This is a genomic window from Bartonella bilalgolemi (genome assembly GCF_023500045.1).
Taxonomy (GTDB): Bacteria; Pseudomonadota; Alphaproteobacteria; order Rhizobiales; family Rhizobiaceae; genus Bartonella; species Bartonella bilalgolemii.
Genome location: NZ_JAMCOF010000004.1, coordinates 63,886 through 85,717 on the forward strand (window position 1 = coordinate 63,886; position 21,832 = coordinate 85,717).

Below are 21,832 nucleotides of genomic sequence, written 5' to 3' on the forward strand. Positions count from 1 at the left end.
TATGGTATCAACAATTTTAAACATTCTGTTTTTCCTTAAGAAAGCGCATAATGGTTTGAGCAGCAATGTCTCCTGAGGGTATTTTTGTTTTCATTTTCGTCTCTATTATATCAAAAGAATCAAATTGTACATGTCGTAATAAATGGTTATGTAAAAGTTGTTCTATCTGCCTCGCTAACATACCAGGTCGCAAAAACTCATTAAAATATTCCGAAACAACAGGCTTATCGGCAATAATATTCGGCAGAGCAGAACTCCATAGTAATACTTTTGAAAAAAAAAATAATTTAGAGAAATAATCAAGTTTATAGCACAGAACCATTGGAATTCCTGCCAGTGCTAATTCAAGTGAAACTGTTCCTAACGCTGCAAGAGCAACATCAGCTTCTGCAAAAGCAGACCATTTTGCATCTTCACCAACAACAATCTCAACCTCATTTTTCCAATCTTGCGTTAAAAGACGAGTCTCATTTATTAAATCTGGTAAAGTTGGTAAAATAATACGTAAATGAGGAATGCGTTGTTTAGCAATTTCTATTGTTTGTCCAAAAATAGGCATCAAATTGCGTATCTCTGAATTCCGTGATCCTGGTAAAATAACAACTGTAGGTTGTGATATTTGTTCATTACGTAAACGTTTTTTTTTCGATTGCACAGCTAAAAGCGGTGGGTAGGTTAAAAGACGATGCCCAACATAAGTTGTAGCTGGCCCATTCAAATCTTTTATAATCTTTTCTTCAAAAGGAAAAACTGCCAATACATGATCAATAAATTTACGCATAATTTTAGCACGTTCTGGCCGCCATGCCCAAACAGTTGGAGCAACATATTGGATAATAGGAATAGAAGGCGCTAAAATGCGTACTCTTTTTGCTACACGATGAGTAAAATCAGGGCTGTCAATAATAATTAAACAATCAGGTTGTTCCTGGGCAATGAACTTAGACAAATTACGAATATGCATCAATAATAATGGTAGTTTCTTTAACACTGCTCCTAAACCTATTAAAGCAATATCATTAAAGTTAAAAAAGCTTTTCAAGCCTAATGCTTCTAAATGTCTGCCTCCAACACCAATCAAATGAATACCGCATCTTGTCTGTTTGGATAAAGATGAAATTAAGTCTGCTCCAAGTAAATCACCAGATTCTTCACCTGCAATAACAGCAATTTTTAAAGAACTATTATTCATTGCCCGTTATCCTAAATGTTTCTATAAACAAAGAATGTTTGTTAGCTTCTTCTATCGTTTTATCTAAAGATAATATCAAACTTTTCTTTGCTTCCACTGCAATGCCAGACAATCCACTTTTGGCAGCATTAATTACTGTTGTAGGTCCAATTGATGGCAAATCCACTCGATGATCTTGTTGTGGTTTTACACATTTCACAAGAACACCGCCTTGCGGCATAATTTGCTGCCTTTCTCGCATTTCCTGGACTCGCTTTAACATATTATCAGTTCCCTCTGAATCTTCTACTGCAACTACTCGGCCATCAATAACTACAGCCGCTTGTCCAATATCTAATCGACCTAAAATCCTTGCTGCTTCAACCGCCACAAGAATATCAGCATTCTGCTTAGGAGTAGCACGTTGCACTGTTAAATTAAATTCTATTGGAGCAAGCAAATCTGGTACAACCTCATGAGCACCAATAACACAAAAACCACGATCCTCCAGAATACGTATAAAAGTTCTTAATAATGTATCATCTCCACTTCTCAATGCCTTAAACAACTTTGATAAAGCCAATAAAGTTGTCCAATCGGGTCGCAATTGCAAAAGAGATGGACGCTTTTTCACACCACCTGCCAAAATAATATTGCGAATTTCAGTCGCTTTTAAAATTTTAAATAACCGTGCTAATTCTACAATTGATAGTTCACAATATTCATAACTATAAAGTGCTACATCGGCTTCACCACGCAAAAGAACAAGAAAAGGATTTTGTCCACGTTTTTCAAGTTCTTGAGCAACTACTGTAGGTAAAATACCGCTTCCAGCAATGATAGCAGTTCTACCGGAAAAGCAACTTCTAACATTAGAAAAAGGCACTTTTAGTCCTTATTTGAATTTATTATGTTATCTTCAAATCTAGGCGTACAATAAAAACGTTTTCCTTTTTCTTGAATAAAACTAATTACATCAATTACAGATTGCGAAGTAGGATAAGAAGAAAAAACATCATTAACACGTTCTTTAAACGGTTTATTACGATCAAAAAGCATAAAAACTGCATGACGTAAAGCATGAATCTCTTTACGTGCAAGACCAGCACGCTTCATCCCAATAATATTTAGTCCGGCAAGTTTTGCTTGTACACCAACAGCTGTTCCATAAGGAATCAAATCTCCAACCAACGCAGATACACCACCAATAAATGCATGATGTCCAATACGAACGAACTGATGAACAGCAGCGCCACCACCAATAATAACATAATCACCAACTGTAACATGGCCGCCAATCATTGCATTATTTGCAAATGTCACATGATTCCCTACACAACAATCATGTGCAACATGAGCATAAGAAAAGAATTGACAATTATCGCCAACAACTGTTGTTCCTGAGCTTGAATCCGAACCTCTATGCATCGTAACACCTTCACGAATCATACAGTTTTTACCAATAAAAAGAGTTGTATGCCCCCCTTTATGTTTATTATTCTGTGGATCTGCACCCAAAACTGCATGAGGAAATATCTTACTATTTGCACCTATCACTGTCTCGCCCATTATTACAACGTGACTCATTAGATGACATCCATCATCAATAATAGCTTTTGGACCAATATGACAAAACGGCCCTATTGATACATTTTTACCAAGTTGTGCTCCTTTTTCTACAAAAGCAGTTGGATGGATTTTTGTATCAGACATTCCCAAATTCCTAATTTACTTTGATTCAACAATCATCGCAGAAACTTCTGCTTCAGCAACGCGAACATCTTCTACTTTTGCAATACATAAAAAACGTCTAATATTTGACCGCTTTTTTAATAGTTGGACATGAATTTTCAGTTGATCACCGGGTATAACCGGCTTACGAAATTTCGCATTATCAACAGTCATAAGATAGACTAAACCTAATTCCGTACTATTTAAACTCAAAAGTGAAATCGCTCCTGCTGTTTGTGCCATAGCTTCTAAAATCAAAACACCAGGCATAACTGGCTTTTCAGGAAAGTGCCCCATAAAATGTGGTTCATTAATTGTTACATTTTTAATACCAATAGCTCCTTGATCACCATCAATTTGGACTATACGATCAATCAATAAAAATGGATAACGATGTGGTAATACTGATAGTAATTTATCAATATCTATAGCCCCTAAACTTTTAGTCTCTTCAGTATCGGTCATATCAGCGTTTCTCCCTTTTTACTTTCCCGATACTACGCAATGCTGCTACTTCGCGAAACCACTGTTTAAATGGTCGCGCCGGACTACCTCCCCACTTTTCTCCATCTGGAATATCATTCATAACACCACTACCAGCAGCAATTTGAACACATTCACCTATTGTGATATGATCCGCAATTCCAACACTTCCCCCAAGCTGAGACATATCTCCTATAAATGTGCTTCCAGCAATTCCGCATTGAGCAGCAATAAGACAATAACGACCAATCTTTACATTATGAGCAATCTGCACCAAATTATCAATTTTGCTCCCCTCACCAATGATTGTATCATCAAATGTACCACGATCAATCGTCGTGTTTGCACCAATTTCTACACCATCTTGAATTATCACACGACCAAGATGTGGAATTTTTTCAACGCCAACGGCACTTCTAACGTAACCAAAACCATCCTGCCCAATACAAACACCAGGATAAATATAAACTCTATCACCTATTAAAGAATATTGGACCGTTACCTTAGGAGCAATATAGCAATCACGTCCGATACGACAATTTTCTCCAATAACAGCTGTTGATGAAATAAGAGTACCTGAACCAATTTCAACGTTTCTACCAATAACAGCTCCCGCCTCAACACACACATCATTTCCAAGCTTAGCACTTGAATGAATATGAGCATGTGGTGAAATTTCTTTTTGACCGAACCAAGGGGTTGGCCTAACAGAAGCAGGAAATAAAATACGCCCCACTTGAGCAAAATCACGTTGCGGCGTAGATGTCACCAAAATTGCAATAGTTTCAGGTACTTTAAAAACAATATCACTCGTACAAAAGACAGCAACTGCAGAACTCCCCAATAGAGAATCAGAAAGTTTTTGATTCTCTATAAAGACAAGAGAACCCTCCTCAGCACTCTCAACAGAAGAAAGAGTATTTATAACTGTATTAGAAAACTCTGGATTAAGAAGCTTTGCACCCGTCAACTTTACTACGTCAGCAACCGTCAACCGCCGAGACGGCGTAAAAAAAAATGTATCCGCCATCAAAACACTTTCTCTCCCAGTTTAATGTAATTTCCCTTAAAACTCACCTTCCTGGAGAAAATCCAAATTAAAACTTGGTAGAAATACCAAAGTTCAGACTTTGCACATTATCGCCTTTTTGCTTAGTTAATGGCCAAGCATAATCAAAACGAAGCGGACCAAATGGAGATTCCCACATTAAACTAACCCCCGCAGATGTACGCCATGAGCTATGGGTATTTGTAACTGGTGTCTCATTTGTCAGAACAGGCTTATAATTATTGCCATAAAGTGTTGCAGCATCTAAAAATACAGCACCGCGGAATCCTAAACTATCAGGCACGATAGGTATAGGAAACTGCACTTCAGCAGTTCCATTCATATATGTTGTACCACCTAAGAAATACACTTCACCCTGCTCAGAAATCTGGCGAGGCCCTATTCCATTATACTTAAAACCTCGAATCATATCATTGTTGCTTTTAAACATATCAAAAATACGAAGACCATTATCACCTATTCCATATATATAACCAGCACCAACAGAAAATAAACCAACAACATCCATTCGATCAGAGAGTGTTTTGTACATCATCGCCTTACCAGTTGTCTTCAGGAACTGCGCATCTCCACCAAGCCCTGCATACTCCTGAAGAAGGCGTGCGTATATACCATCATGAGGATTTTTCATATCATCGATAGAATTATAAGTTAAACCATAACTAATAGATGAACGATGCCAAGGACTATGCTTAGCAGCTTGAACAATTGCACCAGAATATTTTTGGTACAATTCTCTTATAACTTCATCATCAGTTAAATCATATTGTGCACCAAAATCATATTCTTCTTGCACGTAAGAATAAGCTAAATTAGCAGATAATTGATCATTAATTGGTAACCCAAATCGAAGCGAGCTACCTGTTTGCCGTACATCATATGCTTTATCAGCACGATAAGTACTGCGAAAAATATCAAGACCAGCAGATGAACGATAACCTAAGAAATGGGGATCAACAAACGATAAATTATAATTACGGGACTTTTCTTGACCAGCTCCTAATCCCAAACGTACATATTGGCCACGCCCTCCGAGATTACGCTCAGTAACAGATACTTCAAGTGACATACCTGGACTCGTACCACCTGTAGTATATCCTCCAGAGAAAGAAAGATCTCCTGTTGGAACTTCTACTACATCTATAACCAATGTAACCTGATCAGATTGATCCGTCGAAACCATTGAAATATTAACTGCTTTAAAAAAGCCCAGAGATTCTAGTCGACGTTTTGCACGTTGCACCAGCGTTTGATTGTAAGCATCACCTTCATTTAAATCAAGTTCACGCCGAATAATATAATCACGCGTCTTTTCATTACCACGGATCTCAATTCGTTGAACATATGCTCGAGGGCCTTGCTCAATGTTATAAACAATTGAAATTGTATGATTCTTAAAATTACGGTTTCTCCTTGGATCAACCTTAGCGAAGGCATATCCAGAGTCAGCAACTTTATTATTAATAAGTGTTACAGACTGCTCAACATATTCGGCATTATAAACATCACCTGTACGAGTCTTAATAATCTTTTTTAGAGACTGAGTATCAACTCCTTCAATATCACTCTCAATCTGAATATCACCAATTTTATAGCATGCTCCTTCATCAAGAATGAAATGAATTTTATAAGCATTATTGCTTTCATCATAAACTGCTTTAGATGAAACAACGCGAAAATCAGCATAACCACGACTATAATAAAATCGGCGAAGAGCCTCTTCATCAGCAGCTAGACGATCTTCTGTATAAACATCACCCTTCAACAATAATGAGAATATTCCTGAAGGCTTCGTTAAAATCACATCACGCAAACGACGCACTCCAAATGTCTTATTCCCTTGAAACGTAATATCGGCAATTTTTGTCCTCTGGCCTTCAACAATATTGAAAACCACATTTACACGTCCTTTACCTAAATTAATAGTTTGAACTGTAACAGAAACATTATTGCGACCAACAGTCCTATACGCTTCACGAATCACTTTTATATCAGCTGAAAGCTTATCAGAACTGAAAGTTTCATTTGGTTTCAGAGTAATGAAACGCTTAAGATCAGGATCTTTAAATGTTTTATTCCCTTGAAAAAGTACCTGATTAACAGTCTCATATTCCTTAACAGCTACAACAAGCTTATTGCCTACCTGATTTATTTTAATGTCATAAAATAATCCTAGCTCAAAAAGGCGTTTCACTTCAGCATCAATATCACCTTCAGAAAAATTTCTTCCAGTTTTAATTTTCATATTATCTCTAATAGTCTGAGCACCTACATACTTATTACCACGAACTTCAATAGAATGAACAATTGATGCCTGTGTTTCCTTAACAATTGCAATTGACATAACAGCTGCTGCTGGAACAACTGCAACTATAGCTAGCACCAATGCAGATGTTGCGTTTAAAAATCTTGAACTCGCAGTCATTAGCCTCTTCACCTTAATACTCTTTTATTTTTACACATATACCCCAATAAATTAAGCTACAACAACTTTTTATTAGGAACTATTTAGCACTTAAATTACTATCTATAGCCTACTATGCCACAATATTTTGTGAATATAGTAAACAACCTCTTAATCTTTATTATTCCTCAATTTGTAAAATATTTTCCATAACTAATAGCCAAACCACAAAAATAATCATTAAATAGTGCAAAAATCGTAAACACGATGACAGTAAAAAATCCTATACGAAAAGCAATTTCCTGAATTTTAGCTGGAACTGGCTTACCAACTATAGCTTCAATAATATAAAACAATAAATGTCCACCATCAAGCGGTGGAATAGGAAAAAAATTAATAAGCCCAATACAAATTGAAAAAAAAGCTGTAAAATACGACATAGAGGAAAAGCCTGTTTCACTAATTTCCCAAGCAATCTGCACAGTTTTAGAAGGACCACTTAATTGACAATGATCTTCCTGTCCACCGATTAAACGACTAAAAAAAGAAATTGTTTGGATAATAATCAATATTGTACGCCTTAATGACTCTTTTATTGATTCTATCCAATTATAGTGAATATGTTTTTTATAAACTGGATCTAAATGCTCAGGATTATCGCGAACAACCGGAGCTCTTATACCAATCATACCGACCCGAACCTGATTGCCAAATCCATCATCCCGCTTGATTACTTTAGGTGTAATTACTACAGTTAAAATTTGCCCCATACGCTCTATTTTAAATTCTATAGGATCTCGACCATGCAAAGTTACATAAGCTACTAAATCTCCAAAACTTTCAATCTGTTTACCATCCATTTCAACAAAACGATCACCTGGTATTAAACCAGCTTGAATAGCAGGAGAATCTTTTTCTAGATAACCAACAACGGGTTCAACAACTACACGACCATAAAAAAAGAAAAAAAATGTTAAAATAACAATAGCAAATAAAACATTAAATAAGGGTCCTGCAAAAACCGTCATCGCTCTTTTCCAAGCATGAGCAGCCATAAATGAAGCAGGTGGAAATGAAGATGATTTTATTCCGTTACTATCTTCAATAAATTTTACATATCCCCCTAAGAAAAAAAGCCCTAAACGCCACCGTGTACCCCATTTATCTGTATAATTCAGCAATTCTGGTCCAAATCCAATCGAAAAAACAGATGCCTGAATACCACACCATCTTCCAATAAGATAATGTCCCATCTCATGTACAAAAACAATAATTAAAATGGAGAAAAAAACATTTAAACCTCTTAAAAAGAGATCACTTACATTAAGTATATGACTTAAAAAGTCCAAAGTATCATTTTCCAATAAAATCATATAAAAAAGATTAAAGGTATATTCATATCAAATATAAACAAGCCAATTATATAAAAAAGGCAAGTAGCACCGATCAACCCATCCATACGGTCCATAAACCCTCCATGTCCAGGTAACAGAAAACCAGAATCTTTAACAGAGAATCGCCTTTTAAACCATGATTGCCCTAAATCACCTATTTGTGAAATAATGGATAACACTAAAGCAAGAGAGAATATAAAATAATCCACGGCACCGATACCAAAAACATAAATCACAACCACTATACCACTAGAAAGCCCAGCAAGTGTTCCGACAATTGCCCCTGACCATGTTTTATTAGGAGAAAATCGTGGTGCTAACTTAGGACCCCCAAATGCACGACCACTGAAATATGCAGCAATATCTGTGCTCCATACCACTGTAAATAAAAAAATCACTCTCCAAAAACCCAATAAGTCATAATCTCGTAAAAAAGATAAAGCCACTACTGGAAAAGACGCGTATATAAATCCTCCAAGAATCCAACCAGCATTTCCAATAGATGGAAGAGCTAACAATATTGCTAGAATCATTAAAACACTGAAAACTAATGAAGCAGATGTACTGAAAATCAACAAGAAACCAAAAATAAAATAAAAACCACTAGCTAATATTTTTTGTAAGAGGCTCCACTTCTCTTCAGTGATATCAATCCACTCATAAAGAATAAAACCACCTATTCCCCAGGTAAACAAAAAAAATAAAATCCCGCCACACCATGTTAGGTACAAAGTAATAGCACCCAAAACAATAGCTGTCAGAATGCGAGACATAAGATTAGACAAAATAATCTCCAAACGATAAAAAAAGAAGAATTAAATGAAGAAATAATATCCAAAATTTGCTACGCAATATTTTATACTCGTACTTTTCTAAGATTTACTAATAATTGTAATAAAACTTGATAAAAAATAGCATTTACAAAACCAATCATCGTTTATAATTGATTCAAAATTTTATCTATTAAAATTGAAATAAAATACAGTTTAAATATGTTAGTCAATGTAAAAAATTAAAAAACTTCTGTTTATTACTCATATAAATAATTAAGTTTAAGATTTATATTCTGTTCATATTAAGATATTTTACTATCACAATCATAAATAACTTAACTCAAAAGCTAAAAGATTATGTGAGATAATATATTTTACCTTTTTTATCTACAGCAAATGGCAGTATAATAAGAATATGATATCCTTATCTAACGATAAAAATCTAAATTTGCATAATTTCAGTCTCTTTCAAAACCAAAATTTTATCAATCTCAGCTATGGTTTCATCCGTAAGCTTTTGAACTTTCTCAGACAAACTACGTGCTTCATCTTGTCCAATTTCTCCTTCCTTTTCTAACTTCTTTAAGTTATCCATACCATCACGACGAACATGGCGAGCAGCAATACGGGCTTGCTCTGTATATTGATATGCAATTTTTACCAATTCTTTTCGGCGTTCTTCATTTAATTCAGGTAAAGGAATACGTAAATTCATGCCATCAGTAATAGGATTTAAACCAAGACCAGAATCACGAATAGTACGCTCAACAGCCCCAATCATCGTTTTATCCCATACAGAGACTGATAGCATCCGTGATTCCGGAACAGAAATATTGGCAACTTGATTTATTGGGACAACAGAACCATAAGCCTCAACCATCAAATGTTCCAATAAACTAGCTGATGCTCGCCCAGTGCGCAAACTACCTAACTCATGTTTAAAAGATGAAATAGCACCCTCCATGCGACGTTTCAGATCATCCATAATTAGTGTTATATCCATATTTATGTTTCCCTTCATTGTATCCTAAAAATCACTTTCATTCTGATACTATCGTAAATTGTCCCTCTCCATTCAATACTTTAGCTAAACCGCCCTTTTCATGAATAGAATATACAATAATGGGTACATTATTTTCACGTGCTAAAGTCACAGCCGTTGTATCCATAACAGATAACCCCCATTGCAAAATCTCAATATGCGTTAATTGATCAAAACGCTTAGCCATAGGATCTACTTTAGGGTCTGCAGAGTAAATGCCGTCTACTTGTGTTCCCTTCAATAACACATCCGCACCTATTTCTGCTGCACGTAAAGTAGCTGCAGAATCAGTGGTAAAAAATGGATTACCTGTACCACCAGCAAAAATAACAACTTTTCCTTGATTCATATAGCTTATCGCTTTACGCTGCGAAAAACTTTCGCAAATTTGTGGCATAGCAATCGCCGATAATACAACTGATTCAATTCTTAATTTGGTCAATGATGTCCGTAATGCCAAAGAATTAATAGCAGTTGCAAGCATTCCCATATGATCACCAGTTACACGATCCCCACCACGTGAAGCAACAGCAACTCCACGAAAAATATTACCTCCACCTATAACAATAGCAACCTCTACACCCATTGCTCGCACTTCAGCGATATCAGTAGCAATACGATCTACAACTGAAACATCAATGCCAAAACTTTGTCCTCCCATAAGCGCTTCACCAGACACTTTCAATAGGATACGTTTATATCGAAGAGCTAATGTCATTGATAATCTCCCAAAAAGTATTCGTACTTTTTGTCTTCGATACACTAAGGGCATCACCTTGTCACGTAATACCCCTGAAATAATTACAATTTATATTAATATTATTGTGCTATAATTTGAAATTTCTATCAAATAATTCAAAAAAATAACTAGCTCTTTGCTACAGCTGCAACCTCTGCAGCAAAATCAGACTCTTCTTTCTCTAGACCTTCACCCAAAGCAAAACGGATAAAACCCGTGATTTTCACTGGTGCACCAATGGATTTCTCTGCATTTTTCAAAGCAGCTTCAACAGTAATATCAGGATTCATAACAAAAGATTGAGAAAGCAAAACAACTTCTTCATAAAATTTGCGCATGCGTCCTTCCACCATTTTTTCAATGATATTTTCAGGCTTTCCAGATTGGCGTGCTTGATCTGAAAAAATCGATTTTTCGCGCTCAATAGCACTAGCATCAATATCTTGCACCGTTAATGCTAACGGGTTAGTTGCAGCAATATGCATAGCAACTTGACGACCAAAAGCATCAGCAGCTTCTTTATTTCCAGAAGTCTCAATAGCAACTAAAACACCAAGTTTACCAAGACCATCAGCAACAGCATTATGCATATAGGAAGCAACAACACCATCGGTAACAGATAATTTAGCTGAACGACGAAATGTCATATTCTCGCCAATTGTACCAATTGCATCCTTAATAACTGTCTCTACAGTCTCTTTAGAACCTGGATAAACAGATGCAGAAACAGATTCAGCATCCCCCTTCGTATCTAAAGCAGCAATTGCTACATTGCGAACTATTTCTTGAAATGCATCGTTACGAGCGACAAAATCTGTTTCAGAATTAACTTCAACTAAAACAGCACTGAAACCTTTTGATACAACGCCAATCAATCCTTCAGCTGCCGTACGACCAGCCTTTTTGTCTGCTTTAGCTATTCCTTTTTTACGAAGCCAATCAACTGCAGCCTTCATATCACCATTGCTTTCTGCTAAAGCTGCTTTACAGTCCATCATACCAGCACCTGATAATTCTCGAAGTTCTTTCACTTGTGCAGCTGTAATACTCATATTTTCCTCTTTATTTTTATAATAATGAAAGCACGTATAGAAAAATCCCATGTATATTCGAAACCTTTTCTATACAAAACAAGTGCTTTAACAGAAGTTTTCAAATTATTCTTCAGTAATAACAACTGAATCTTTTAAAATGGGTTCTACAGGCACATCTAAAGTAGGCTCTATGGGCGTATCAACTTGAGCTCCTAAATCAACTCCCATTGTACTTTGCTGACGAGCAATACCATCAAGAGCAGCACGCGCAATAAGATCACAATAAAAAGCAACTGCACGCGAAGCATCATCATTACCTGGAATTGGATAATCAATATTATCTGGATCGCAGTTAGTATCAATAACAGCAACAACTGGAATGCCTAAACGCTTCGCTTCTTGGATAGCAATATTCTCTTTATTCGTATCAATGATAAACATAAGATCTGGAACAGATCCCATATCTTTAATACCACCAAGCGCACGATTAAGTCTTTCACGATCACGTTCAAGATTTAAACGTTCTTTCTTAGTAAAACCCTGAACTTCAGAAGAAAGAGTTTTATCCAGCTTCCGTAAACGATGTATCGAATTAGAAATTGTTTTCCAGTTCGTTAACATACCACCAAGCCAACGTGCATTAACATAGTATTGCGCAGAACGATTAGCTGCATCAGAAATAATATCAGATGCCTGCCGTTTAGTACCAACAAATAAAACACGCCCTCCACGTGCAACCGTATCTGAAACAATCTTAAGCGCTTGATGTAAAAGCGGAACAGTCTGAGAGAGATCAATAATATGAATATTATTACGCTGACCATAAATATAAGGAGCCATCTTTGGATTCCAGCGATGCGTCTGGTGACCAAAATGCACACCTGCTTCTAAAAGCTGGCGCATAGTAAAATCTGGTAATGCCATAATTTTATCCTTTCCGGTTTGACCTCCGCGGAAAAAGTAAGCAAGCCTACTACCGGTGGACATTTGCTAGAATCACTCTATCAACACCCAAAAATCCGCGTGTGGAATGATATCACCATAATAACATTTGATTTTTTTTCAAGTTATTTTCTGTACATTATTCAATATTCAATGTTTGCAGTTATCCAGATTATTTTGTTTATCGAGAAATTGAAGACTCTTCAATTTTGAACGTATTGAAAAATCTCCATAATCTATAAACAAATCACGCATCACACCATTTTCATACAAATGGAAACTCTCACGATAAATCGGTAAACCATCTTTATTTTTTGTATCATCGAAATGAGAAATTATGACATGCCAATAGCTACTCTCATCTAATTTTTTCAATTCCTTTATCTCAGAATCAGATATTGATTTTTTCTTTTCCCCAATAACAACACTTGTTTTTATCACTTTATCGGCACCATTATCTCCATCAAATAGAGTTGCATGATAAAAACGATGACCAGCCCTTGCTTGTCGAATAATATTTTTTAGGCTTGTAATTGGAAAATCAGCTTTCGCAAGCTTATACACATTTTCTTTTGGCTTCTTTAATTTAACTAAAGTTTTATCTTTAGTACGCTCAGCAACTCCTTCGATGCTCTTTTCAATATTTTGTTCCATTATCTTTTTTATGTCAAAGCGGAATATGCTGCCATCACCTGCTTCATAAGCTTTTATCTCCTGATTCATTAAACGGACTGGCATACCTTCCGTATAAACGCGAACAATAAAACTGGCACGTATTGTATACCCCTGACATGCAGAACCCGTGATCTCATGAACCATGCGCCCAAATATTCCTACAGCCGTCATTTCCCGAGAAGCATTATCTAACTGAAAATCATAAACTGCCCGATGAGGAACCAAAAAAACAGATTCTTCAGCTCTTACAGAACATAAATAAATAATATAAAAACCTATTATAAACAAAAGCTTAATCATTCTTAACTTCCAACCTCATCTCATACCCATCAGATAATCAAAAACAAGAAAAGCTTATATCTTAATTAACGACAGCATTTTTACTAAATTAAAAATTATGCAATATGCAACAAGTCATTATATAATAATTATGGAGCTAAAATATGACCGAATCAATCGAAAAACGTTTAGAAGAATTCAACATTATCATTCCTGAAGCATTACAACCTGTTGCAAATTATATAACAGTATCACAAAACGGTAATCAGCTTTTTATCTCTGGTCAACTACCACTTACTAATGGCAAACCAATAGCGATTGGAAAAGTTGGTGAAACTGTCAACATTGAACAAGCTTAAAAATCAGCACAAGTGTGTGCTATCAATATCCTTGCACAAATAAAAACAGCCCTTGGTAGTTTAAATAAAATAAAAAAAGTAATTAAAATCAACGTCTTTGTCGCAGCAGATTCCAACTTTACTGATATCTCCCTTGTTGCTAATGGAGCTTCTGATTTATTTGTAAACATCCTTGGTGAGTCTGGAAAACATGCTCGCTCTGCTATTGGGGTTGCTGTTCTACCTATGAATGTCCCAGTAGAAGTTGAAGCCATTATAGAAATCTAATATTTTAAACAAAAACAAAAAAATTAATTCATATGCTACCAATGCTACCAAATTTTCACATTCCTTCTCTTGTTTTAAGATCTAAACATTGTAACTAATGCTCTTTCTGGATTAAAATGCTATGAAAGGAAATACTTCATGCAACAAATTTATGATAATAATAATATTTTTGCTCGATTAATTCGTAATGAAATTCCATCTATTAGAGTTTATGAAAATAAAGATGTTATTGCATTTATGGATATCATGCCTCAAGCGCAAGGTCATACGCTAGTCATTCCTAGAAAAAGCTGTAGAAATTTATTGGATGCAGATCCTAAAATATTATTTCCAGTTATTAAAGCCGTTCAAAAAATTACCAAGGCAGTAAAAAAAGCCTTTGAAGCAGATGGAGTAACAGTTATGCAATTTAACGAAGCAGCTAGTAAACAAACAGTTTTTCATCTTCATTTCCACATTATACCCCGTATGGCAGGAGTAGAGCTCAATGCCCATACTGATGCAATAACTCCCACAAAAATACTTGAAGAAAATGCAAAAAAAATCCGAGCAGCTCTTTTAACACATCCCTAAATTATAAAAATTCTTCTGATACGTTTTTGACAGAAATAAATGAAATGCTATCAACTTTTCCTATTTTTAAAAACAAACATACTAGAAGGTGAAGCTTTAGCTGTAACTTCCCTTCTCCTCTATCTAATTTGGAGATAATTATATTGATTGTATTACTATTTCATAGTTTACCAAATAAAGTTTCATCAGCTATGATAAAATCAGTTATTTTAAAATGGGCTTTTCGATTCACCAATTGTACCTTAAGCTAAAAATAGTTTTTTGCACAATCTAACTAGTAATTATGGAATATATTCTAACAAATTCAATAGCTTATTGTATAATATTTGAGTTATCAGTATTGGTTATCATGATTTAAATATACAATAATCAAATTTCCTTACTATTCTAGTCTACCAACTAGCTATAATGTACTGTCTACAATAAAATATTAAACAATTTTGGATGAGCTTTCTCAAGCTCATCTAACAATACAACTGTATAAAATTTTAATCAATGATATTTATAAAAAACAAATATGATATAATTTAGATCTTTAAATTTATTGAATTACATGATATATAGTGAGTAAGAGCTTGTTTATTTTTTCCTCAATTTTTTACCTTTTTCATTATGTATATGGCATAAGATATAAAATTGGTATTTTATTTTATATCATTATAATCTTATTATTTAGTATACTTCCCTATTTTTATGAATTGCAAAACAGCTGTTGTAATGTGATTGCACATAGAATAAAAGCCTTCCCTTTCGGCTAGATTCTTTATACTTAAATTAAAGTAGGTATAAAAACTCATAAAATGATGCTTATAAATAAATTAGTAATATCATTCGTTTAAATTTATACAAAATAAACTAAAATGATAAAAATTTCTTAGCATAAATAGGATGTTATTTAAGTGTATATCAACTGGCAAAAAATTGTACATTGCTATAAAAAAGTAGGAATTTCCCTTACTGTTTTAGTCATTTCTCACTCTTGGGCAGTAGCCACTCCTAAAGAAGCTCATCCTGACAAATATGCAGCTATTGTTATAGATGCAAATACAGGAAAAACATTATTTCAAGCTAATGCAGCTTTGAAGCGTTATCCTGCTTCTTTAACAAAAATGATGACGGTATACATGATCTTTGAGGCTATAAAAAACGGTCGTATAACGCCAAATACACCCATTCCTATTTCTAATCATGCAGCAACACGCCCACCAACAAAAATTGGTATTAAGGCAGGACAAACAATTTCTATAGAAGCTGCTACTAAAGCCCTTATTACAAAATCAGCAAATGATGTAGCTGCTGCTATTGGTGAATATCTTGGTGGGAGTGAACAAAAATTTGCTCAAATGATGACAATAAAAGCGCGCAAACTTGGAATGAAAAATACTCGTTTTGCCAATGCTTCAGGCCTCCCCGATACACGTAATTATTCTACAGCACAAGACATAGCTACTTTAGCATTAGCCTTACGCAAACATTTTCCGGAACAGTACAAGCTTTTTAAAACAACACATTTTACATTTCGTGGACAGACAATTAATAACCACAATACACTAATCAAAACAATAAAAGGTGTTGATGGAATTAAAACAGGCTATACGCAAATGTCAGGTTCTAATTTAGCAACATCAATGCGTATCGACGGACGTTCTATTGTTGCTGTCGTTATGGGAGGAAAGTCATCTACCACACGTAATATTCATATGGCTAACTTATTGAAGCAGTACTTACCAAAAGCAAGTCGTATAGAGACTAATAAAAATTTGGTAGCTACTGCCCACTATAAATTACCCACTGTATCTGCAACACCTATACCTATTATAAAAGACAATTTAATTAATTCTGATGATGAAATTTCTAGCCTTTTAACAGCACTTGCAGAACAGTCTAATGATTCTAATACAGCTGTAGCCGCTGTAAATCAAGTTATTATACCAATTCCTAATCCTCACAAAACTAAAACTGTCAAAATGAATAAAGTTATTTCTGCTTCTTTATCTAGCAATAGTGGATGGGCTGTGCAAATCGGCTCTCTTCCTAGCGAAAAGCAAGCTAAGATTATGCTTGCAAAAGCAACAAATGCCGCTCATTCTACTCTACAACATGCATCTCCACATATGCAACCCTTTGAAAAAGATGGACGTCATTATTATCGCGCTCGATTTATTGGCTTTCCATCAAAAAAAGCTGCACTTAATACTTGTACTGCTTTAAAGAAAGCAAATTTTAACTGCTATACTGTAGCTTATTAAAAATTTTGAATTCTACGTTAAGGATAGTGCTATGACACATAATGCTACTACCCCATCTAAAAAAGAAAAGCTTTTAAAACAACCATCTCTTCTTTCATTACGATCCCTTCACGAAGCTGCAACGAAACTAGCTAATTTAAAACATAACTCCACTACATTGAATACTCATTCTCTTGTCAGCCTTTTCATTTGCCAAACGACTCGAAATCGTCGTTTAGCAATGCCTTCTGTACACATTCACTTACGTGTTGCAAGTAAAACTGGCAATGTACCTGTTAAACTCCGCTTAGGAGCAACAAATAAATAATCTACAATCAAATTTCAGAAAAATATTTTATAAATAATATTTATTTATGATTTTAAAAATTTGAATAATCCTTGTCTTAAAATCTATTAAAGATTATGTTTAAAATTCTCACTTATGGCTTAATACTTTTTACTGCCAGTTTTAAAAAATATCATTCTTAAAAGAAAATCCTATAAAGAATAACAACAATATTCAGTATTATTTTTAAATAACTTAAAAACTTTCTTCAACAGTACATGACTGCTTAAGTAAAGCGAATATATTATTGACTAGATTGATGCCTACCCTACGTACTAGATGATTTAACAAGATAAAACATTCAGCGCAAGACCACCCTTGCTTGTTTCTTTATAACGCTCACTCATATCATGTCCTGTCTGACGCATTGTTTCAATACAAGTATCAAGAGAAACAAAATGGCTTCCATTGCCATGTAAAGCAAGAGAAGAAGCTGTTACAGCTTTAACAGCACCCATTGCATTACGCTCAATACAAGGAACCTGAACAAGACCAGAAACTGGATCACACGTCATACCTAAATGATGCTCAAGAGCAATCTCAGCTGCATTTTCAATCTGCGCTGGCGTACCACCCAATGCGGCTGTCAATCCCGCTGCCGCCATAGCGGACGCCGCCCCAACTTCACCCTGGCAGCCGACCTCAGCACCAGAGATAGAAGCATTATGCTTAATGATACCACCTATAGCTGCTGCTGTTAACAAAAAATTATGTATTCCCTCTCTATCTGCACCATCATGAAATTGAGTATAATAGTGTAAAACAGCGGATACAACACCAGCTGCACCATTTGTCGGAGCTGTAACAATACGACCACCAGCAGCATTCTCTTCATTCACTGCCATAGCGTATACAGAAAGCCAATCATTTGCTAAAAGCGGTTTGTTGCAATTTTTTTTCTGGTCCTCCAACAGCTTATCATGAAGTTTTTTAGCTCGCCTTTGGATACGTAATCCACCTGGTAATTCACCTTCTTGTAAAAGCCCCCTATTAATACAATTTATCATAGCATAAAAAATCTCATCAAGTGCAATATTAAAGGCAGCACGCTCCATTTTTGTTTCTTCATTTATACGCTTCATTTCTGCAATTGAAAAACCTGAAGTTTTTGCCATTGATAGCATTTTATCAGCCGTATCAAAGGGATATGGCACCTGTGATATTTTTAATTTCGTATTATAATCCGCACGATTTAATTCATCTTCGGTTACAACAAAACCACCACCAATAGAATAATAAACCTGCCGTAAAAGAACATTGCCTTCGGCATTAAGCCCTTCAAATGCAAGACCATTAGCATGTCCAGATAAAATCTTTTTTCTCTCAAAAATGAGATCACTTTCTAAGTCAAAGCGATAAACAGGATGGCCTTTTGGCCACACTTTTTTTTCACGTTTAACTTGTTCAAAAAGTAATTCCATACAATCAGGATCAACAGTAGAGGCTTTTTTCCCTAAAAGTCCTAATACAATAGCCCTATCGGTAGCATGACCTATTCCTGTAAAAGCTAATGAACCATGAAGATAAACCCGAATATGAGAAATCTTAAGATGAGATAGCTGAGAAAGATTTCTTGTAATAATCTCTTGCAAAAACATATTAGCAGCTAACATTGGCCCCATTGTATGAGAACTAGAAGGACCAATGCCAATCTTAAAAATTTCAAAGACAGATAAAAACACCGCTCACCTCAAAATCAAACGCGGATCTTGAGTACATGTTTTTCATTAAAACTAAATTGTAAAGTAAACAAAAAAAATAACAGCCACGAACATGAACGTAGCACGTCTTGCTACCATCCAACAATCTTTTTCTACAGCGTTTTCCATATCTAATCCTTAAGGAGTAAATAATAACTCAAAACAACCCCACATCTCACTCTATGAAATATAGTAAAATAAGCATTAATACGCAATATTAAAATAAAATATAAAATGAGAAGTCTCATAAAACATTTTGTATCATGCTTTATTCTATACTCAAACAAATAAAAATGCCTACTAACATGACTGAACAAAACGCACAAAATTTTTAATCGGTTCACGCTCAGTCTCAAAATTATTCTCTGGAGCATTTGAATCACGATAACCAAGAGCCATACCACAAATAAGACGCTGTTCGGAAGGTACTGACAAAAGTGCACATAATTGCTTATGATAATCAGCAAACGCAGCTTGAGGACACGTATCTAATCCAAAGCCACGTGCAACTAACATAATAGTTTGCATAAACATACCCAAATCAAGCCAACTGCCAATCTCCATGTCTTGATCCATCATAAATAAAAGTCCAACAGGCGCACCAAAAAATGAAAAATTCCGTGCTTGTTGGTGAATTATCTTTTCCTGCTCATCTTTTTGAATTCCAAGACTTTTATAAAGATCCAAACCAATTTTTCTACGTCGAGAAAGATAAGGCTCACGCCATTGGCGTGGATAATATTGGTATTCACGCTCCCCTTTTACACCTGATAATACCAGTTGTGAAAGTCTCTCTCCAACTTTCTGCAATGCTTCCCCTGTCAAAACAATCACTTTCCAAGGTTGAAGATTTGTTCCAGATGGAGCCCGTGCCGCAAATTTTAATATTTTCTCGATTACTTCTTGCTTAACAGGTTGATCAATGAAAGCTCGAATTGATTTGCGCGATAAAACGGATTGAAAAACATCAACAATAGAATCCTTCATTGTTCTTACTTTCTCTTATATGAAAGATAATTTAAATACCGTTCTTCTTTTTTCCTTAATGAAACAAAATGAAAAACTCTTACACTCCTAATTTAATATCTCCAATCACTGAATAAGGCAAGCTTGTCAAGCACATACTTTACCTGCTAATCTTGTTTTTTTCTGACCTATCATAACTTTCTCTCACCAACTAAATTATATAAAAACAAGATACAATTAATAGATCCTATATTTTAAAAATCATTTTCAGAAATTACACTTTAATGCATGCTTCAGTTACCTTTTCTTTATAAAAGAGAAAAACTAGCCAAATTTTAACAAAATATTAAGGAGAAAATAGCGATACAGATATCATAATGCATATAAATACTCAATAAAGTATAAAATAACTTTTATTATTACAGCACCAAACCGTGTAACATGTTCTTATTATAACATCACAAAGAATTCATTAAGAATACAGTATTTTAAAATTATCAATAAAACTAATGATATATATTTCTAGAAATCTTATTTTATTTAAAAACCGAAATTATTAATTGCAAAAAATATGATTGTGTAGAAAAAAAACTATAAAGATATAGAATATTGAATAAAAATAAAGTACAAAGCAAAATATATTGTACCAAACATAAACAGAAATATGGGATCTCTTGAACGCTTATTATTTACATTATTTTGCGTAAAATCCTACCATAAAATATGATAACTAACAGTAATTTTATGATAAGATTTCCGTGTTTACGAAATAAATAATCGTTGGATACTGTAGTCAACAATTTAATTGTCTCATACTCATTACATTGATATGTATTATGTTATTATTGAAAATACGTAAAAATCGTCCATACTCAATTTGATAACATTCCAGATCAAAAGAGAGGATAACTATCGGCAGCAATTCCAACTACTAAAATAAAACAACTAAAATTACTCAGCCCAATTTTGAGTTTAGTGCTTCTCAATCCAATTTTCGATATTTAATGTTCTATTTTACACGTGATTTCCTCTTATTATCAGTGTAAACACTAAAACAAACACCTTAAATTTGAGATAGAATTCTACTAAAATTTAGTCAAACTTATAAAACTTCAAACTAACGGTTAACTCCTAATTCAGCTAAACTCTCAAAAAAAGTCTCTTCGATACATTCTAAATCATGCAACAAATCATCAATATCACGCCGCATCTGCTGCAAATCAGTACGTTTTTTATTGATATCTGCAATTAATGCTTTAATTTTTTTTTCATTATCAGGTGGTTTTCTATCTATTGCTAATATATTAGATATCTCAGATAAGGAAAAATTAACCCTTCTAGCCTGTAATATTTGCTTCAATTTATAACGGTCCATTTGTGTATACAACCGCTTATACCCACGCCGAAAAGGTATAAGTAATCCTTCTTCTTCATAATAACGCAGAGTCCGAGCAGTTATCGAAAATTCTCGCGTTAAATCACTAATTGAATAATATCCTTGCATTCTAATATCTGTTCAATAAATCAACTACATTGTTAACTAAAATGTATATGTTCTTTATCAAATCTTAGTTAGGGTTTTCTTATTGTTTTCTTTTGAAAGATGAAAAATATAAACTGAAGCAAACTCTCTAAAAAGAGTAGCTTTTTATCCGAT

General features: G+C 34.6%; 19 protein-coding genes and 1 pseudogene. 4 read left to right on the forward strand and 16 right to left on the reverse strand.

Translation table 11 applies throughout. The features are described 5' to 3' along the window. Window positions 1-16 precede the first annotated feature (16 nt). From lpxB to M4Z11_RS03365, 13 genes are all read right to left on the reverse strand, one after another. Window positions 17-1,192: a lipid-A-disaccharide synthase gene (gene lpxB, locus M4Z11_RS03305; protein ID WP_249676216.1), complete on the reverse strand. Its 1,176-nt coding sequence runs from the start codon at window positions 1,190-1,192 to the stop codon at window positions 17-19. Then, on the reverse strand, window positions 1,185-2,057 hold the full coding sequence (locus tag M4Z11_RS03310) for an LpxI family protein (RefSeq protein ID WP_249676220.1): 873 nt from the start codon (window positions 2,055-2,057) through the stop codon (window positions 1,185-1,187). Before M4Z11_RS03310 ends, lpxB begins: the two co-directional genes overlap by 8 nt. 2 nt (window positions 2,058-2,059) lie before the next feature. Continuing rightward, window positions 2,060-2,884, reverse strand: a complete 825-nt coding sequence (lpxA, locus tag M4Z11_RS03315; protein ID WP_249676223.1) for an acyl-ACP--UDP-N-acetylglucosamine O-acyltransferase — start codon at window positions 2,882-2,884, stop codon at window positions 2,060-2,062. Window positions 2,885-2,899: 15 nt separating this feature from the next. Further along, window positions 2,900-3,367: a 3-hydroxyacyl-ACP dehydratase FabZ gene (fabZ, locus tag M4Z11_RS03320; RefSeq protein WP_249676227.1), complete on the reverse strand. Its 468-nt coding sequence runs from the start codon at window positions 3,365-3,367 to the stop codon at window positions 2,900-2,902. A gap of 1 nt (window position 3,368) precedes the next feature. Next, window positions 3,369-4,415 carry a UDP-3-O-(3-hydroxymyristoyl)glucosamine N-acyltransferase gene (gene lpxD / locus M4Z11_RS03325; protein ID WP_249676230.1) on the reverse strand — a complete coding sequence of 349 codons (1,047 nt, stop codon included), beginning with the start codon at window positions 4,413-4,415 and terminating at the stop codon, window positions 3,369-3,371. A 67-nt stretch (window positions 4,416-4,482) separates the two neighbouring features. Then, entirely contained in the window at window positions 4,483-6,879 is a 2,397-nt protein-coding gene (bamA, locus tag M4Z11_RS03330) for an outer membrane protein assembly factor BamA (protein ID WP_249676232.1), read from the reverse strand. Between the two features lie 167 nt (window positions 6,880-7,046). Next, window positions 7,047-8,207, reverse strand: a complete 1,161-nt coding sequence (rseP, locus tag M4Z11_RS03335; RefSeq protein ID WP_249676235.1) for an RIP metalloprotease RseP — start codon at window positions 8,205-8,207, stop codon at window positions 7,047-7,049. 20 nt (window positions 8,208-8,227) lie between these two features. Continuing rightward, window positions 8,228-9,037, reverse strand: coding sequence for a phosphatidate cytidylyltransferase (locus tag M4Z11_RS03340; RefSeq protein ID WP_249676238.1), 810 nt, complete (start codon window positions 9,035-9,037; stop codon window positions 8,228-8,230). A gap of 430 nt (window positions 9,038-9,467) precedes the next feature. Next, on the reverse strand, window positions 9,468-10,028 hold the full coding sequence (gene frr / locus M4Z11_RS03345; RefSeq protein ID WP_249676240.1) for a ribosome recycling factor: 561 nt from the start codon (window positions 10,026-10,028) through the stop codon (window positions 9,468-9,470). A gap of 37 nt (window positions 10,029-10,065) precedes the next feature. After that, window positions 10,066-10,785, reverse strand: coding sequence for a UMP kinase (pyrH, locus tag M4Z11_RS03350; RefSeq protein ID WP_249676242.1), 720 nt, complete (start codon window positions 10,783-10,785; stop codon window positions 10,066-10,068). A 149-nt stretch (window positions 10,786-10,934) separates the two neighbouring features. After that, a complete protein-coding gene (gene tsf, locus M4Z11_RS03355; protein WP_249676244.1) occupies window positions 10,935-11,858 on the reverse strand; it encodes a translation elongation factor Ts in 924 nt (307 codons plus the stop codon). Between the two features lie 105 nt (window positions 11,859-11,963). After that, on the reverse strand, window positions 11,964-12,764 hold the full coding sequence (rpsB, locus tag M4Z11_RS03360; protein ID WP_249676426.1) for a 30S ribosomal protein S2: 801 nt from the start codon (window positions 12,762-12,764) through the stop codon (window positions 11,964-11,966). Between the two features lie 168 nt (window positions 12,765-12,932). Further along, the gene (locus M4Z11_RS03365; protein WP_249676246.1) at window positions 12,933-13,757 is read right to left on the reverse strand and encodes an EipB family protein; all 825 of its coding nucleotides are present in this window, start codon (window positions 13,755-13,757) and stop codon (window positions 12,933-12,935) included. A 143-nt stretch (window positions 13,758-13,900) separates the two neighbouring features. On the opposite strand from M4Z11_RS03365, the pseudogene M4Z11_RS03370 reads away from it, so the two are divergent. The 4 genes and pseudogenes from M4Z11_RS03370 (at window position 13,901) to M4Z11_RS03385 (ending at window position 17,491) form a co-directional block, all read left to right on the forward strand. Continuing rightward, window positions 13,901-14,362 (forward strand): annotated as a pseudogene (locus M4Z11_RS03370) (RidA family protein). Between the two features lie 138 nt (window positions 14,363-14,500). After that, entirely contained in the window at window positions 14,501-14,935 is a 435-nt protein-coding gene (locus tag M4Z11_RS03375) for an HIT family protein (protein ID WP_249676248.1), read from the forward strand. Window positions 14,936-15,834: 899 nt separating this feature from the next. Continuing rightward, window positions 15,835-17,184, forward strand: a complete 1,350-nt coding sequence (locus M4Z11_RS03380; protein ID WP_249676250.1) for a D-alanyl-D-alanine carboxypeptidase — start codon at window positions 15,835-15,837, stop codon at window positions 17,182-17,184. Between the two features lie 31 nt (window positions 17,185-17,215). After that, a complete protein-coding gene (locus tag M4Z11_RS03385) occupies window positions 17,216-17,491 on the forward strand; it encodes a hypothetical protein (RefSeq protein ID WP_249676252.1) in 276 nt (91 codons plus the stop codon). 302 nt (window positions 17,492-17,793) lie between these two features. Here the strand turns inward: M4Z11_RS03385 and M4Z11_RS03390 are convergent, their stop codons facing one another. The 3 genes from M4Z11_RS03390 to M4Z11_RS03400 form a co-directional block, all read right to left on the reverse strand. Next, a complete protein-coding gene (locus tag M4Z11_RS03390; RefSeq protein ID WP_249676254.1) occupies window positions 17,794-19,191 on the reverse strand; it encodes an L-serine ammonia-lyase in 1,398 nt (465 codons plus the stop codon). A 318-nt stretch (window positions 19,192-19,509) separates the two neighbouring features. Continuing rightward, window positions 19,510-20,196 carry a nitroreductase gene (locus M4Z11_RS03395; protein ID WP_249676257.1) on the reverse strand — a complete coding sequence of 229 codons (687 nt, stop codon included), beginning with the start codon at window positions 20,194-20,196 and terminating at the stop codon, window positions 19,510-19,512. 1,096 nt (window positions 20,197-21,292) lie between these two features. Next, window positions 21,293-21,679, reverse strand: coding sequence for a MerR family transcriptional regulator (locus tag M4Z11_RS03400; protein ID WP_249676260.1), 387 nt, complete (start codon window positions 21,677-21,679; stop codon window positions 21,293-21,295). Window positions 21,680-21,832: the final 153 nt, after the last annotated feature.

What these genes read in the sequence shown, in the direction of transcription:
- lpxB (WP_249676216.1), bottom strand. Translation starts at nt 1,192, where the DNA reads ATGAATAATAGTTCTTTAAAAATTGCTGTTATTGCAGGTGAAGAATCT.
- lpxA (WP_249676223.1), bottom strand. Translation starts at nt 2,884, where the DNA reads ATGTCTGATACAAAAATCCATCCAACTGCTTTTGTAGAAAAAGGAGCA.
- fabZ (WP_249676227.1), bottom strand. Translation starts at nt 3,367, where the DNA reads ATGACCGATACTGAAGAGACTAAAAGTTTAGGGGCTATAGATATTGAT.
- lpxD (WP_249676230.1), bottom strand. Translation starts at nt 4,415, where the DNA reads ATGGCGGATACATTTTTTTTTACGCCGTCTCGGCGGTTGACGGTTGCT.
- bamA (WP_249676232.1), bottom strand. Translation starts at nt 6,879, where the DNA reads ATGACTGCGAGTTCAAGATTTTTAAACGCAACATCTGCATTGGTGCTA.
- frr (WP_249676240.1), bottom strand. Translation starts at nt 10,028, where the DNA reads ATGGATATAACACTAATTATGGATGATCTGAAACGTCGCATGGAGGGT.
- pyrH (WP_249676242.1), bottom strand. Translation starts at nt 10,785, where the DNA reads ATGACATTAGCTCTTCGATATAAACGTATCCTATTGAAAGTGTCTGGT.
- tsf (WP_249676244.1), bottom strand. Translation starts at nt 11,858, where the DNA reads ATGAGTATTACAGCTGCACAAGTGAAAGAACTTCGAGAATTATCAGGT.
- rpsB (WP_249676426.1), bottom strand. Translation starts at nt 12,764, where the DNA reads ATGGCATTACCAGATTTTACTATGCGCCAGCTTTTAGAAGCAGGTGTG.
- M4Z11_RS03365 (WP_249676246.1), bottom strand. Translation starts at nt 13,757, where the DNA reads ATGATTAAGCTTTTGTTTATAATAGGTTTTTATATTATTTATTTATGT.
- M4Z11_RS03375 (WP_249676248.1), top strand. Translation starts at nt 14,501, where the DNA reads ATGCAACAAATTTATGATAATAATAATATTTTTGCTCGATTAATTCGT.
- M4Z11_RS03385 (WP_249676252.1), top strand. Translation starts at nt 17,216, where the DNA reads ATGACACATAATGCTACTACCCCATCTAAAAAAGAAAAGCTTTTAAAA.
- M4Z11_RS03395 (WP_249676257.1), bottom strand. Translation starts at nt 20,196, where the DNA reads ATGAAGGATTCTATTGTTGATGTTTTTCAATCCGTTTTATCGCGCAAA.
- M4Z11_RS03400 (WP_249676260.1), bottom strand. Translation starts at nt 21,679, where the DNA reads ATGCAAGGATATTATTCAATTAGTGATTTAACGCGAGAATTTTCGATA.